Source organism: Citrobacter sp. Igbk 14 (assembly GCF_028069825.1).
In the GTDB taxonomy this organism is placed as follows: Bacteria; Pseudomonadota; Gammaproteobacteria; order Enterobacterales; family Enterobacteriaceae; genus Citrobacter.
In genome coordinates this window covers 1-14985 of the sequence record NZ_JANEWM010000080.1, presented here as the reverse complement: position 1 = coordinate 14985, position 14985 = coordinate 1, and the positions used below count along the sequence as shown (strand labels likewise).

The following is a 14985-nucleotide window of genomic DNA, read 5'->3' as shown; positions in this document are numbered from 1 at the left end:
CATTTTTACATTGTATTAAAGTTGACATTAACGGTGCCGGAGAATGTGTTTTTGCCTTCCGTAAGATTCGTAGAGTAATTATCATGGCTGTTTGTTTTTGTGTTGTAGATCAGATGGTTGTTGTTTTTATCTTGACGCAAGAAGTTGTCTTTTTATCTGCAAAATGTCCATTTTTATCTATATGCGGGTGTTTATTTCCTGACTTGATGTGAATAAAATACGCGCTTCCTCATAGATCATTACTTTATGTTCTCAGTGCGCGGTCAATGTTGACAATTTTGCTACGGTTAATCGGCTGACCCAAAAGGAACTGTTTGCGACATTAGAGTCTGGATTAAAGTCCTATTGGTATAGTGTGTAGCGGATAAATTGTTTTGGACGCGATAATAAATACAATCACTGCGAAAAGCATTCGAGAATGGTGCCTGCCTCTTTTTTTACCCAGTCTTTTTTATCCGTTGGCACAATATCTTAACGGACACTGTATTTTCAATAATAATATTTTAACAGTTTACGATCTTAAGCTGGCCGTTTTTTCGGGCGCACTTGTCCTGTTTGGTTTCCGGGTTCTGCCAGGGTTTCTCCTGTTTCTTGTTCTTATGTTTGCTCTCGGTCCGCAAAATGAACACCTGGATGCGCTGTGCCTGATTCTGGCATCGACCTTAAGCTATGCGATATACCGGAAAGTGACGGGCAGACGCAGCTCAAGTAGCTTTGGCCGGGTCAAAATTAGCCTCAATCGTATTGTCTGGCTGTGTGGTTACAACATTCTGCTGTACTTAGTATTCGGCAAGCTCTTCGCTGTATTCGTGATCCACGCTTACCGCCCCGATGTCGCCAATTACCCGGTGATGAGTCTGGAAATGCTGGTGCGTGTTCAAGGGATCGTCAACGGTTGCCTGACCGGGATCCCGTTCTTCTACAAGATATTCCGTATCACTCGCCGCCCGTCTTACTTGTTTACGTTTGCTAAGTCGGTCGTCGGGCAGTGCAAAGGTAATGTGAGTTCATACGGCGTGGTTGCCTGGTGCGTGTTGCTGCTGGGCCTGATGTTTTGTTTAACGTCGCCGCCTAACCCAAACATCTTTTTCTCGTTCTATAGTCTGATTCTTCTGTTCCCGCTCATGCTGTGGGGCGCGATAAAAATTGGCCATATGTTCACCATGCCCGTATGGGCTGTGGTCCTGATTATCCTGGGTAAACATAACGAAAGTTACATCGCCAACGATGTTAACTTCATGCTGCATCAGGCGCTGGTTTCTACGCTGATCTTTGTCTTTTCACTGACTATCGTGATTATGGGGGCATTGGCCAAATTTACCCGGCAGCGGTTTAACCAGGCGTTGCTGTTGGGGTTGACCGATCCCATGACGGGGATGGCAAATTTACGCGCGCTGAAGACCGAGCTGTTTACGACGAAGAACGCGACAGTCTGTCTGATTCAGATCCCCGAGCTGGAGCTTTTTTCTCGCCGCTATGGTTTTCATTTTCGCGCGCACTATCAAAAGATTCTGGCCGATCATCTCCAGCGGTATTTGGTTGAAAGCGAGAAAGTCTATTACCACGCAGGTTATGATCTGCTGATCCGCCTTGAAGATGGTTCCTATGAGCGGCTATGCGATTTGTACCATGCCGCTAACGGTTTTCGCCTCTTTCACAATAACCAGCGGTTGGGTTTTCGCACTGGTCTGGGCTACTGCCTGATTAACGATATCAGCGATGATATCTATCAACTGGTTGGCAAGCTTGCCATGGTTGCGGGTTTGTCGCTAACCAACGGCAGACCCGAAAACCTTGAAGCCCAGCATAGCCGGATCCTTGGTGACCATATTGCCGATAAAACAGATATTCGTACCGCGCTGCAAAACGCGCTGGATAACAATGCGTTTGTACTGATGGCCCAGCCGATCGTCAGTACCCAGGGAGAGGCGCTTTATCATGAAATCCTGATCCGGATGCTCAATGATAAAGGCGAATTTATTCCTCCAAACAGTTTCCTGCCAGTGGCGCATGAAGCGGGGTTAGCTCCGGATATTGATTTATGGGTAATCGAAAATACCTTCAAAGCGATGTCCGATCGCCCCCAACGATGCTTCTCCATTAACCTGACTCCTGTCACGGTGTGTCGCTCAAATATTGTCTCGAAGATCACCCAGCTATTGCAGGATTACGGTGTGGATCCGCAGCGCGTTATTTTTGAAATAACCGAGGCGGATACGCTGTCGGACAAAGAACAAACTGTAGAAGCGCTGCATTTAATTCGTCAACTGGGGTGCCGGGTTGCAATTGATGATTTTGGTACCGGGTTTGCGAGCTATGCGCGTTTGATGAACATCGAAGCGGACATTTTGAAAATCGATGGATCTTTTATTCGCCGGATCACGGAAAGTGAAATCAGCTACTACATCGTTGAATCATTCTGTCGCGTCGCTGCAATGAAAAATATGCAGGTTGTCGCCGAGTTTGTTGAGAACGCCAGCATTCAGGCGTGCCTTGAGCAAATGGGGGTGGGGTGGTTGCAAGGGTATCACATAGGTAAGCCAACGCCGCTGCTCATGCTGGAATAGCGTGTGCAAATTTAATTATGACCAACAAGCGTAATTTCTTCTCAGGTAGAGAACAAAAATCATGAGTGATGTTATTAAAGTGAAAGAACGGTCGGCTGTGGCGTCCTCTGAGGGGCCCGGTGCACGAATAATATCCTGGCTACACAATATCCATCCCGGCGTGGCAATGAAGCTCGGAATGATTCTGGTTATCTGCATTGCGACGTTGCTGATTGGTGCTTCATTTATATTGTCGTCTTATCTGTCGAAAGAGCTGCAAGCCAATGCGCTGGAAATGATCAAGACCAATACGCGTATTTTTCATAACAGCATCTCTAATGAATTCCAGAGAGTGACCCGGGATGCGGAACATTACAGCAATGTTTATATTAACAATTATCAGAATGTTGCCAATAAACCACTGCACTCTATGGATGCAGCTGAATTAAAGGCGGTTCTGAGTAGCCCTACGACCAACTCGCATTTCACCGAATTAACCAGCGTATTTGCCAGTACCTTTGTACTGGAAGGCGAGCAGTTTGTGCGCGTCAGCAGTACGCTGTTAGCAAATTCTGGCAACACGGCGACGGCAACGGCATTGGGCCGTGATAATCCGGCATTGCCGCTTCTTCTGAAAAACAAACCGTTTTCTGGTGTGGTCACGCTGTTTGGAAAACAGTTTATTAGCCACTACGAGCCGATTGCCGATAAGTATGGTCAGGTGGTGGGAGCCGTTGCGGTAGGATTCGATGTTAAACAGAGTCTGCAACCGATCATTCAGCGCTTGCTGAATGTGCGTATTGGGAAAGATGGCTACGCGTATGTATTGGATGCCGGATTTGAACCCGGGCGTATGCTGGTGCACCCGTCGCTCAGTAATCAGCAGGCGATCAATATCACCGATGCCAAGGGATACAAGCTGTTTGCCGATATCCTCGAGCATAAAAACGGTATTACCTATTACGATTGGGTGAGTGGCTATGGCACTGCACCCAAAACGAAAGTCGCCGTCTATGAATATGTTGACGGGATCAATTGGGTTATCGCGACAACCAGCAATGTTGATGATGTCGCCAGGAGCAGCAACCTGGTCCGTAATGGCCTGCTGCTGTTCACCGCTTTCCTGCTGCCCGTCATTTTACTGCTGATTGCGGTGGCCAGCCGCTTCCTGATTTCACGCCGTCTAAACCGCGTACTGGGTATTGCGCAGACCATTGCTGAAGGTGACTTAACGGTAGAGGTTCCAATCGACCATCATGATGAGATTGGCGAGCTACTTGGCGCAGTAGAGATGATGCGCCAGCGTTTGCACTCACTGGTGGGGGATTTGGTTTCTCACGCCAACTCGGTACATCAGGCGTCGATGCATATTACAGAAGCGGTCGATGGTCAGGCATCTACCAGCGTCGAGACCTCATCATCGGTTGCGGAAATCACCTCAACGATGGAGGAGTTGTCCGCCTCTTCCACACAGATCGCGGAGCACTCGCGGGCGGTTGTGGATATTGCCAACCAGACGCTCGAAGATTGCAATAAAGGTTCTGAGTCGATGTCGCAATTGCTGATGCGTATGACGGATATTGATACCGATAACCAGCAAAACATGCGTGAAATTATGATGCTGGGCAATAAGTCGACGGAAATCAGCCGCGTGATGGTGATCATTAACAGCGTTGCCGATCAAACCAAATTGATTGCTTTTAACGCAGCGCTGGAAGCGGCCAGTGCCGGAGAAGCCGGGAAACGCTTCTCGGTCGTGGCGGCGGAGATCCGTCGTCTGGCCGATTCCGTGACGGAATCAACGGTTGAGATCGAGAACAAGATCAGCGAGATCCAAAACGCCATCAATCGTCTGGTGCTGAATGCGGAAAAAGGCGGGGAGAGCATCAAAGCGGGCGCCAGGGCCTGTAAAGTGAGCGCCGAGCATCTGAACGACATTGTTGTCACCGCGGAGCAAACGTCCACGGCGGCGCTGCAAATCTCCCTGTCAACACAACAGCAGAAAACGGCTAGTAATCAAGTGGTTATGGCGCTTCGTGAAATTGTTGTCGCCAGTAATTACACGTCGCAATCCATCAAAGACATTTTGATCGTGAGTCAGGATATGACGCAGCTGTCGAAAGCGCTGAAAGAGGCTTCGACGTCATTTACTTTGACGGATATGGATGCCTGACATGAATAGCGGCAACATTCGGGTGCTGATCCACGATCTGGGCAGCGTGTCGCGCAACGAGCTGGTTAGAAAACTGGAGGAGCACTCGCATATAAGGGTTGTGGGGCAAGCAGCCCACCGTAGGCAGGCGATTCGACTGTTACAACAGTTGATGCCTGACCTGTTGATCCTGACGCTGGATACGTCGACGGCAGATAACGTTGAGATCGTTGAAACCATTATGGCGACCAGTGCCATCCCAATTCTCGTTCTGCGCTATTTCCCTGAAAACCAGTGGGATGATGATTTCATTTCCCGCGGTGCGCTGGCGGTATTGCACCACAGCAGTGGCGCTCCGTTGTCGAGTGAAGTGCTGCATCGCAAAGTAGAATTGCTGGTTGGTGTAAAAGTGATTCGTCATATCAAAGGATTACGCTATCCCACAGAGCAACGCGTGCCGGGAACTCACCCGGCAATGGATGCCGAAAAGACACCAGAGGACTGGCCTTTTGTACTGGCGATAGCCTGTTCTACCGGCGGGCCACAGGCGCTGAGCAAACTATTGCAGGAGTTGCCCGGTACATTCCCGTGCCCGGTGTTGATTGCACAACACATTGCCGACGGTTTTGCCAAAAACATGGTGCACTGGCTGGACAGCGTGACTGAACTGAAGGTTCGACTGGCGCAGGAAGACGATCGTGTGGAAGCAGGGTATGTGTACATATTGCCGCCCGAACAGCATCTGATCGTCAAAACAAACCAACGGCTGGCCGCGATCCCGAGACAGGAAAGTGATGTGTATCACCCCAGTTGTAATCTGCTGCTGGAGTCTGTTGCTGAAGTCTTTCGTGAAAAAGCTGTTGGGCTGATTATGACGGGAATGGGCAGCGATGGCTGTCGTGGTATTGAACTGATTTTCCGGCGGGGAGGAAGGACGCTGGCGCAGGATGAAGAAAGTTCTGTTGTTTTCGGTATGAATAAGAACGCAATCGACAAACAGCTTATCCATCGCACAATCCCGTTGGATGACCTTGCGAAGGTTCTGCTTTCGATGGCTTTTCACGGGCATGTTGAGAGTAAATTGCCATGATACCCAATCTCCCCGATTATGCCCGGTTGATCAAAGACCGGGTGGGTTTGCACTTTGATAATGCGATGGAAGCGTTGCTGGAATCGGCGCTGAGTCGGCGTATGGCCGAGCTGGGAATCAGCAATTACTATGAATACTATGAACGGCTGCGCATCTCTCAGGATGAGTTTGATAGCTTTGTTACGCTGATTACAATTAACGAAACGTATTTTTTTCGTGAAAGCGACACGCTGGATCTCATCTGCGACAAATGGGTGCCCCGCCTTCTGCAACAGCGTAGCGGCCCGGTGCGTATTCTGAGCGCGGGATGTTCATCCGGCGAAGAAGCCTACTCGCTGGCAATCAAGCTGCATGAAAAGTACCAGAACGGGATGGCGCAGCAGGTTGAAATCTACGGTTGTGATATTGACCCGGTGATTCTGGCAAAAGCCAGAAATGCCTGTTATTCCAGCTACTCGTTTCGTGGTGTCGATCCGCTGATTCAGCAGCGCTATTTTACCCGGACAGGTAATCTGTTCCGTCTGCATGATGAAATCCGCGAGAAAGTCTCATTTCATCGCACCAACATTATCAAAGAGCAGTTACTGCCTGAAGTTGACATTATTTTGCTGCGTAACGTGTCTATCTATTTCGATACGCCGACACGCCGCGAACTGCATGGCAACCTGCTTAAGATGCTGCAGCCGCAGGGAGCCTTGTTCTTTGGCAACGCGGAAACGCTGGCCAACAATTTCGATATTCTGAAGCTTGAGCAAGAAGAGGGCATTTTTTATTTCTGCCATCATCGAGAAGCTCCTAAAGTCGCTCCGGTGCCCCGCGTCGCGGTACGCGTCCCGCTTCCTCGCGCCCCCGTGGTGTGTGAACCTCCCGCACCCACGGCGCAGCAATGTGATGACTGGTTGAAAAAGGCCCGTGCCTGCCTTGATGAGAAGTGTTTTTCCGAAGCTGAAGCGTGTATTGCCTGCGTATTACGCAACGATCCCCGCAACCAGGATGCGCTGCTGATTCAGGGCGTGATTGCACTGGAGCAACGAGAGTTTTCCCAGACGGCCGGAAATGCGCAAAAGATCCTCGCGCAGGATGAATGGTCGGCAGAAGCAAAAATGCTGCTCGGTCTGGCGATGATGTGGCAACACCAAACGCAACAGGCCATCGCCTGGTTTAAACAGGTGGTCTATCAGGAACCTGGCTACTGGCCTGCACACTATTATCTGGCTGAAATGTATCGGCAAAGCGAGCTTCGCCAGCCCGCTCAGCGTACATATCGCGTGGTGATGCAATTACTTAACGACGAAATGAACAATCCTTCAACGGTTTGTCGTCTGCGTTTGCCCATGGTATTTCCTGGAAATACGTTTCGTTTTCTTTGTGAACATCAACTGGCGCAATTCGCCCATCAAAACGGGTAAAAAGAACGATTATGGCTATCGATCTGAAAAAATTCGTTCTGCGTTTTATTGATGAAGGGAGAGGTCATTTGCAGACGATCAGCGAGGGCGCGTTTTTGCTCTCCGCTGATGAACATACTGACGCATGGATTGGGGAAATGTTTCGGGCCGCGCATACTCTGAAGGGGGGCGCGAGGATGCTGAAACTGCAAAGCATTGCTGATGTCACGCACCACCTTGAGGACGTTCTTAGCGAACTGCGGGATAAGAAACTGACGCCTGACAGGGCGCTTGGCAATCTGATCCATGAGTCCGTGGAGTATCTTTCCGGTCAACTCACCCAGCTTTTTGTCAGTGACGGAGATAATCAACTCCCCCCGGCAGATGCGAGTTTATGTGAACGCCTTGCCAGCGCCAGCCGCGGGGAGGCTGTCACATTGGTTGTCGAGGCGGCGGGACCTGCGGAAAAACCGCTTCCTCCGACAGCGACTCCGGTACCCGTGCCGACGATCACTGTGGATTCAGGTATAAAACAGGCTGATTCAGTACGGGTAAAGCTGAATAAACTTGACGACCTGATCGACATTCTTGGGGAAGTGCTTGCAGGTCATGACCGCCTGGAACAGCAGATACAAAATCTGAGCCAACTGGTGCCCCGGTTGTTAGGGCTTAGCGCAGAACAGTTGCGTCAGCAGATCCATGATTTCAGCGCTCAACTGAAAGAGAGCGTTCAGGTTCAACATTTGCAGATGTATGAACTGTACGACGTGGCGGCGCGGATCCGTATGCTGCCGCTGTCCACCCTATTTGAGCCGATTTCACTGCAGGTCAGCGAACTGGCCTCCACGCTGAACAAACAGGTCGTTTGCCGCTTTGTAGGGGGCGAAGTGGAAATCGACCGGCAGCTTATTGACCGGCTATCGGAGTCACTGACGCATTTGCTGCGTAACGCGGTCGATCACGGTATTGGTGAAATTGATGAGCGGCTGGCGCTGGGGAAATCGACGCGCGGCACCATCACCATCAGTACGCAACAGGACGGAAGCGGAATATTACTGCGCGTCGAAGATGACGGGCGTGGCCTGAACTATGAGGCGATCAGCGCAAAAGCGGTCAGCAAAGGTTTGGTTCCTGCATCAATGGCCGGGCAACTCTCTGAACAAGAGTGTAATGAGCTGATTTTCCATCCCGGTTTTTCCACCAGCAAAATTGTCTCAGAGCTTTCCGGGCGTGGCGTAGGCCTTGATGTGGTGCGCAAAACGGTGGTCACCGACCTGCAGGGGGATTTGCAGGTACATAGCCGGCAGGGGGTCGGGACGTGCTTTAGCCTGCGTCTGCCCGTTTCGCTGGCAATGATGCGTATCCTGCAATTTGAAGAACAGGGCCACCTGTTCGGACTGGCCGCTCAGTATGTGGTTGAGGTGGTGGAATGCACCCCCGAAGGGATTAACGACATTGCCGGGCGACCCGCCATCATTTTGCATAACGAGTTTATTCCGGTGATTTGTGCCGGTGCTCTGCTAGGTATTCACGATCGTCAAAGCAGTGCCCCACCGGCAGGGCAACGATTAATCGTGGTGCAGAACCAGTACAGCAAAATGGCACTACGCGTTGATAAGCTGCTCGATGAACGCAAGATGATGATCAAGCCGTTGCCGAAGCATATGCAGCAGCAATCGCTGGTGTCCGGGATGGTACAGACCCCTGATAACCAACTGGTCAGTATTCTGCAGGTCCCGGCGCTGATGGCGATGGCGCAACAATCACGGCAAACCAGCACTCCTGTGCAGCCAGTCAGTGTCGCGCAAGATGCCTGGCACGTGCTGGTGGTCGATGACTCACTCAATACCCGCGAGATTGAAAAGAACGTGCTGGAAGCGCATGGCTATCAGGTCACGCTGGCAGAAGATGGGTTATCGGGTCTACAAAAAGCAAAATTGACCCAGTTTGATGCTGTGCTGACGGATGTCGAAATGCCGTTTATGGATGGTTTCACCTTCACCAAATCGCTGCGTGGAGAGAAAAACTATCAGCACACGCCAATTATCATCGTGACCTCCCGCGCGAAGGAAGAAGACCGGCGACGTGGCATTCAGGTGGGGGCGGATGCTTATATTGCCAAAGGCGACTTCGAGCAGGACAGCCTGATTAAAACTTTAAAAATGCTTTTGTGCTGATAGCGCAAAATCGAGAGAGAAGATGCGAATTTTATTAGTTGATGATGATCTTTTTGCAGCTGAACTGGCATCCGTTTTTTTAGAAATGGATGGCTACGATGTGGTGATCGTGGAAAGTGCCATCTCCGCCTTAGCGTGCCTGGACTCGGATAACAATATCGACCTGGTGATCAGCGATCTGCATATGCCAGAGATTAGCGGTTTAGATTTACTGGCGCTATTACGCGCACAGGAGTGGTCTAAGCCCTTCATTTTGCTGAGCGCAAATGAGGTCACGGGCAGCGACGTTCCGTACGACCGTTGGGTGAAAAAAGATGAGAACCTGGCGGAAAATCTGGGGGCTGCAGTGAATGCGCTACTGCAACCATCTGCGGTTACTGAATAAGTCTACACGTACGATGAAACAAGAAAATAAGCACTTAGCGATGGCTGCTGCGCAGGAAAAAATAGCGCGTCTGCGACAGGGATTTTTACGCCGCATCCCCGACATGTTGGCCCAGTCGGAAAGATTACTCGTTCAACTGGTTGCAGAGCCCAGCGAGTCTTGCCGTAAACAACTGCACATACTGCTGCACAGCATTCACGGGTCTGCCGGTTCTTTTGGTTTTACGCCTCTGGCGAACGCAGCCGCAGAAGGGGAGAGTTTACTCGCGGAGCTGGAAGCGGATCAAAGTAAGATTCATTACGATGAAATGCGGCGCATTATCCGGTGGCTGTATACCCTGACCCAGGAGCAGTTGAATCTTGAACACCGTATCAGCGATACGGACTTCAAATTACCGATCTCTTCCCCGCGCGCAGAAGAGGGATACGCTCGTCGGGCCGATAAGCCAATCTACCTGTGCGATGATGACATTGACCAGGTTGAGTTGCTCGCCACGCAACTACGCTGTTTCGGTTTTACCTGCCATGTGTTTGCTAACACGCAGGATTTTACCCAGGCGGTGCTTTCACAGCCGCCTTCGGTGGTGATTATGGATGTCAGCTTTCCGGATAACGCCTACGGTGGCCCACTGACAATGTCAGACCTCAAGCAGAAAGTCGGCACCGCTTTCCCGGTACTGTTTCTCTCCTGTCACAGCGATTTTAAAGCGCGGATCAACGCCATTAAATCCGGGTGTGATGGCTACTACGTCAAACCAGCCTCGATTACAGATTTAGTACAGGAACTGCATCGCTTAACCCAGCCGTCGCTGAAAAAACCCTATCAGGTGCTGCTGATCGATGACGAGCCGGCGGTGGCGCAATACAACGCGGAAATGCTGCGTATCGCCGGAATGGAAGTGCATGTACTGGAAAAACCACAGTATTTACTGCATGTGCTGAATGCCCATCCCATCGATCTGGTGCTGATGGATTACCACATGCCGGAATTTAGCGGGGCGGAGCTGACTAAGCTTATCCGCCAAATCCCGCAGCATATTGGCCTGCCTATCGCCTATCTCTCCAGCGAGACGAACAAGAGTGAGCAGCTTGGTGCGATGAGCATCGGCGCTGAGGATTTTATTCTTAAGCAGGCGAATCCAGAAGAGCTTATCCGTGCCGTCTCGATCCGGGCGGAAAGAATGCGAACCCTGCGCGCCCGCATGTCGCAGGACAGCCTGAGTGGGTTATACAACCACTCGACAACCACACATTTTCTCAAAAGTGCGATTGCCGAGTCGAACTACAGCGGTCACCCGTTTTGTCTGGTAATGGTCGATCTGGATCGCTTTAAAAGCATCAACGATACCTACGGCCATGCGGTTGGCGACCAGGTCATTGTCGGCATTTCACAGCTGTTTTCCCATCGCTTACGCAGTACCGACATCGTGGGGCGCTACGGCGGGGAGGAGTTTGTCATCATTATGCCTAACACTACGAGTGAGAAGGCTGCACGGGTAGTTGAGCGCTTGCGCAAGGATTACGAGCAGGTCGCATTCTCTGTTAATGATGCCAGTTTTCACAGTACCTTCAGCGCGGGTATCGCACAGTGGCAGTTTGGCGACAGGCTTGAAACGCTACGTGAACGTGCCGATCAGGCGCTATATGCCGCGAAGCAGAATGGCCGTAATACCTTCCGCATTGCCGAGTAAAAGGAGAAGAGATGAGCCAACAGCTGGAACAAATTCTCGCGCTGAATCATGGTGAAAAACCGGAGTGTGAAAGCGTTGATGAGCCGCAGCGTACGCTGGTGCTATTTCAACTGGCGGGTAATAACTTTGCATTCTACGGGGCACAGATAAAAGAGATCCTTGCGGAACGGCCTATTTCCTGGGTTCCCTGCTGTGCGCCGATGCTCGAAGGTGTCATCAACTATCGTGGGCGAGTGGAGTCGGTGATGAGACTGGACAGCCTGATCGACAAACCTGCGGCTAACGCGGCAGGTAAACGCACGATTCTGATTGGCTGCTCAGAGAAAATGCAAAGCGGTATTTTGATCGACAAGCTTATTGATGTGCTGGATGTTGTCGAAAGCCAGATTCACTTGCCGGGGGATTCACTGCCTCCGGCGCTACAAACCATTGCGGTTGGGGTCGTGAATGTGGCGGAAACCTGGTTTACGCTGCTCGATCTGAATCTGGTTTTTGATCGCTATCAGGAGACCAGCGGGTATGACGCCTCCCATTAATCTGGCTGCGGTACGCATTCGCCTGGGAACGCAGGATTTTTATATTCCGGCCAGTCAGGTCGGGCGCTGTTTGCTGGTGACGCAAGCTGCGCCGGAGATCCCGCGTTTTAGCCGATGGCTTGGTATTGCTGATGAACCGCAGCAGGGCTGGCATTTGCATCTGTTTGTTCCAGCCAGCGGCGTAGAAACCGGCTGGTACTTATGGGGGCAACTGGAAAATGTCATGTTATCCAGCGACACCATTTTTGCCGTACCGCCGCTGTTGGCTCATGGCTGTCGTCTGCCGGCGCTACGCGCACTGGTGGGGAGTGAGGCATTTAGCCCGCTTTTAAGCTGGTGTTGATACTCATGCAGAGTGGCACGGCGTTTTACAACTGCATGATTTATTATATCTGTAAATCTTGTTTTTTATTATTTTTAATCCTGCTCACCTTCTCATTGTGTTATTTACGTTTCATTACATAAGTAGTGATTTATTTAAAAGTCAACATGCTGACTTTATTTCATTGGCAAACTCTGATGCGTCACATTTTTAAATTATTCTGAGTAAGGGACGCTGTCAGGATGATTTAAATCACTTTATTTATTCCTTATTTATTCAAAATGGCCTGGCGATTCTCCACATTAACAAGGAAATGGATATGAGTTTACCTTCCCAGAATAATAAGGTAGGGCCGGGCGCTTATTTTGCTCTGGCATTCGCCGCAGTATTTTTCTCTGGATTACTTGGCGGAAAAGAGTGGTACGGCGTATTTGATTTCACCACCCTGAATGGTGCATTTGGCAAAGTGGTCAGTAAAGCGAGCCTGGAAGGCGAGACGCTGACCACGGCGAGCAGCGCGTTTCGTGGCACCGGCGGTCACGGTGCGATGGATGGCTTCCTTTTCGCATTGGGACTGATTCCTGCCGTTATGTTTGCTCTGGGCATGATCAATGTGCTGGAGCATTACGGCGCTCTGCGTGCGGCGCGTCGTCTGTTAACCCCTTTGTTGCGTCCGCTGATGGGGATCCCCGGGAATACCGGACTGGCGCTGATTGGCAGCTTGCAGAGTACAGACGTTGGTGCGTCGTTAACGCGTAACCTCGCTGATGAAGGCGAAATCACGCAGAATGAGAAAGACATTTTTGCTATGTTCCAGTTTTCCGCTGGGGCCATGATCACCAACTTCTTCTCCTCTGGTGCAATCCTGTTCACGCTGATGGCCGTAGACGGCACCCCAGCCGTGCCTGCGTCTATTGGCGCATGCGTTGCTGTGATGTTCATTATGAAAATTGTTGGCGCCAACATGATGCGCCTGGTCCTGACGTTCACCAGTAAAAAAGCCGAATCAACTGTTGCGGGAGAAGCATCATGAGCGCACCAACTTCTAATCCTGTTATTACCGATGTGTTTGTCGAAGGTGCCCGCAAAGGTTGGAATATTGCGACAACCAGCACGCTGCCGAACGTTGTAATGGCCTTTATCATCATCAAAGCGCTGGAGATCACCGGTGCGTTGAAAGGGCTTGGCATGGTATTCGCACCGCTGATGGGGCTCTTTGGTCTGCCCGGCGAAGCTGCTGCGGTGTTGATTGGCGGATGGATGTCGATGGGCGGAGGTATCGGTGTCGCTATTGGTCTGTTTGATAAAGGTATTCTGACCGGTGAGCATCTGGCGATACTTGCCCCGGCGATTTATCTGATGGGCTCACAGGTGCAGTATCTGGGCCGTATTCTCGGGGTGATTGGCACTAATGCTAAACGTATTCCCCTGATGATTATTATCTCCGTTCTGAACGCTTTTTTAGCGATGCTGCTGATGCGCATTATTCTCTGATAAGGAAATACCATGGATTTGGAAAAGTACATTGATGAACTGCAAACGCTGGTTAACATCGACTGCGGAACGCAAACGGTCGCAGGTGTTGCCCATGTTGCTGCGGTGATGCGCGAGCTCTGGCAGCAGGAAGGCTGGCAAACAGAGATGGTTGATTTAGGCTGTGCGGTTGGGCCAGCGCTACTGGCGACCAATAAACCTCATGCGACAGAATATGATGTGCTGCTGGTCGGCCATCTGGATACCGTTTTCCCGGCGGGAACCGTGGCTGAACGGCCGATGAGCCGTGATGAAAATCGCCTGTACGGACCAGGCGTCTCCGATATGAAAAGTGGCTTGCTGAACATCGTCTGGGCCATGCGTACCTTGCCCGCGGAGCATCAGGCACGTTTATCTATCGCCGTCGCCATGAACCCGGATGAAGAGACCGGTAGCGTTCACTCCAGCGAATGGATTGGTGGACTGGCGAAACGTGCGCGTTGCGTGCTGGTGTGTGAGTCTGCTCGGGCAGACGGTTCGCTGGTGAAAGCGCGCAAAGGCGTGGGCGGCTATCAACTGACCTTTGAGGGGGTAGCAGCGCATGCCGGTAATGAACCGGAAAAAGGGCGCTCTGCCATAACCGCTTTTGCTCATAGCGTCCTGGCGATTAACGCGTTGGCTGACATAGCGCGTGGCACCACGCTGAACGTGGGGGTGGTGCAGGGCGGAAGTGCGGCGAACGTAGTGGCGGCGAAGCTGCATGCGGAACTGGATGTGCGTTTCTGGGAAAACGAAGAATATGATCGTGTGCATCAGGCGCTTCAGTCTCTTTGTCAGCAAGGTTTCCTTGAGGGCGTGACGACTACGCTCACCCGCGTAAGTCATAAACCTGCGATGGCGGCGAGCGAAGACACGCAACACCTGATGACTCTGGTTGAACGCGCCGGGCAGGAAGAGGGAATTGCGGTAACCTGGCAGGCTGTTGGTGGTGGCAGCGATGCGAACCTCACGGCGGCGTTAGGCATACCGACACTGGACGGACTGGGACCCATCGGTGCAGGTTTTCATAGTGCAGATGAGTGGCTGGATATTGCCTCCATCGAACCGCGAATTCGTTTATTAAAACGTATCATCACGATGTTGTAATCTACGGCTAATATAGCCTCCTGCAGGAGGCTATATTAATGCTATGGTTATTTATCAACGTCAAAAATATTAGCTAACAT

General features: G+C 51.1%; 13 protein-coding genes. All 13 read left to right on the top strand.

All coding sequences use genetic code 11. The features are described 5' to 3' along the window. A partial coding sequence (locus NNN64_RS20970) for a hypothetical protein (RefSeq protein WP_271442643.1) occupies positions 1 to 212 on the top strand: 212 nt, incomplete at its 5' end. A 387-nt stretch (positions 213 to 599) separates the two neighbouring features. Beyond that, on the top strand, positions 600 to 2567 hold the full coding sequence (locus NNN64_RS20965) for a sensor domain-containing phosphodiesterase (protein ID WP_271442642.1): 1968 nt from the start codon (positions 600 to 602) through the stop codon (positions 2565 to 2567). Between the two features lie 166 nt (positions 2568 to 2733). Next, positions 2734 to 4719, top strand: a complete 1986-nt coding sequence (locus tag NNN64_RS20960) for a methyl-accepting chemotaxis protein (protein ID WP_271442641.1) — start codon at positions 2734 to 2736, stop codon at positions 4717 to 4719. A gap of 1 nt (position 4720) precedes the next feature. Further along, positions 4721 to 5788: a chemotaxis protein CheB gene (locus tag NNN64_RS20955; protein WP_271442640.1), complete on the top strand. Its 1068-nt coding sequence runs from the start codon at positions 4721 to 4723 to the stop codon at positions 5786 to 5788. Further along, entirely contained in the window at positions 5785 to 7197 is a 1413-nt protein-coding gene (locus tag NNN64_RS20950) for a CheR family methyltransferase (RefSeq protein ID WP_271442639.1), read from the top strand. Before NNN64_RS20955 ends, NNN64_RS20950 begins: the two co-directional genes overlap by 4 nt. Before the next feature lie 11 nt (positions 7198 to 7208). After that, positions 7209 to 9353, top strand: coding sequence for a hybrid sensor histidine kinase/response regulator (locus NNN64_RS20945; RefSeq protein WP_271442638.1), 2145 nt, complete (start codon positions 7209 to 7211; stop codon positions 9351 to 9353). A gap of 22 nt (positions 9354 to 9375) precedes the next feature. Further along, on the top strand, positions 9376 to 9738 hold the full coding sequence (locus NNN64_RS20940) for a response regulator (protein WP_271442637.1): 363 nt from the start codon (positions 9376 to 9378) through the stop codon (positions 9736 to 9738). Next, the gene (locus NNN64_RS20935; protein WP_271442636.1) at positions 9704 to 11428 is read left to right on the top strand and encodes a GGDEF domain-containing response regulator; all 1725 of its coding nucleotides are present in this window, start codon (positions 9704 to 9706) and stop codon (positions 11426 to 11428) included. Before NNN64_RS20940 ends, NNN64_RS20935 begins: the two co-directional genes overlap by 35 nt. A gap of 11 nt (positions 11429 to 11439) precedes the next feature. After that, a complete protein-coding gene (locus NNN64_RS20930; RefSeq protein WP_271442635.1) occupies positions 11440 to 11964 on the top strand; it encodes a chemotaxis protein CheW in 525 nt (174 codons plus the stop codon). Beyond that, positions 11948 to 12307 carry a hypothetical protein gene (locus NNN64_RS20925; protein WP_271442634.1) on the top strand — a complete coding sequence of 120 codons (360 nt, stop codon included), beginning with the start codon at positions 11948 to 11950 and terminating at the stop codon, positions 12305 to 12307. The genes NNN64_RS20930 and NNN64_RS20925 overlap by 17 nt, the downstream gene beginning before the upstream one ends. A 292-nt stretch (positions 12308 to 12599) precedes the next feature. Further along, positions 12600 to 13319: a nucleoside recognition domain-containing protein gene (locus tag NNN64_RS20920; RefSeq protein ID WP_271442633.1), complete on the top strand. Its 720-nt coding sequence runs from the start codon at positions 12600 to 12602 to the stop codon at positions 13317 to 13319. Next, positions 13316 to 13780 (top strand): YjiG family protein, encoded by a 465-nt coding sequence (locus tag NNN64_RS20915; RefSeq protein WP_271442632.1) that lies wholly within the window; start codon positions 13316 to 13318, stop codon positions 13778 to 13780. The genes NNN64_RS20920 and NNN64_RS20915 overlap by 4 nt, the downstream gene beginning before the upstream one ends. Positions 13781 to 13792: 12 nt before the next feature. Next, positions 13793 to 14905 carry a M20 family metallopeptidase gene (locus NNN64_RS20910; RefSeq protein ID WP_271442631.1) on the top strand — a complete coding sequence of 371 codons (1113 nt, stop codon included), beginning with the start codon at positions 13793 to 13795 and terminating at the stop codon, positions 14903 to 14905. The last annotated feature ends 80 nt before the right edge of the window (positions 14906 to 14985 follow it).

What these genes read in the sequence shown, in the direction of transcription:
- NNN64_RS20965 (WP_271442642.1), top strand. Translation starts at nt 600, where the DNA reads ATGTTTGCTCTCGGTCCGCAAAATGAACACCTGGATGCGCTGTGCCTG.
- NNN64_RS20960 (WP_271442641.1), top strand. Translation starts at nt 2,734, where the DNA reads ATGAAGCTCGGAATGATTCTGGTTATCTGCATTGCGACGTTGCTGATT.
- NNN64_RS20955 (WP_271442640.1), top strand. Translation starts at nt 4,721, where the DNA reads ATGAATAGCGGCAACATTCGGGTGCTGATCCACGATCTGGGCAGCGTG.
- NNN64_RS20950 (WP_271442639.1), top strand. Translation starts at nt 5,785, where the DNA reads ATGATACCCAATCTCCCCGATTATGCCCGGTTGATCAAAGACCGGGTG.
- NNN64_RS20945 (WP_271442638.1), top strand. Translation starts at nt 7,209, where the DNA reads ATGGCTATCGATCTGAAAAAATTCGTTCTGCGTTTTATTGATGAAGGG.
- NNN64_RS20940 (WP_271442637.1), top strand. Translation starts at nt 9,376, where the DNA reads ATGCGAATTTTATTAGTTGATGATGATCTTTTTGCAGCTGAACTGGCA.
- NNN64_RS20935 (WP_271442636.1), top strand. Translation starts at nt 9,704, where the DNA reads ATGCGCTACTGCAACCATCTGCGGTTACTGAATAAGTCTACACGTACG.
- NNN64_RS20930 (WP_271442635.1), top strand. Translation starts at nt 11,440, where the DNA reads ATGAGCCAACAGCTGGAACAAATTCTCGCGCTGAATCATGGTGAAAAA.
- NNN64_RS20925 (WP_271442634.1), top strand. Translation starts at nt 11,948, where the DNA reads ATGACGCCTCCCATTAATCTGGCTGCGGTACGCATTCGCCTGGGAACG.
- NNN64_RS20920 (WP_271442633.1), top strand. Translation starts at nt 12,600, where the DNA reads ATGGATATGAGTTTACCTTCCCAGAATAATAAGGTAGGGCCGGGCGCT.
- NNN64_RS20915 (WP_271442632.1), top strand. Translation starts at nt 13,316, where the DNA reads ATGAGCGCACCAACTTCTAATCCTGTTATTACCGATGTGTTTGTCGAA.
- NNN64_RS20910 (WP_271442631.1), top strand. Translation starts at nt 13,793, where the DNA reads ATGGATTTGGAAAAGTACATTGATGAACTGCAAACGCTGGTTAACATC.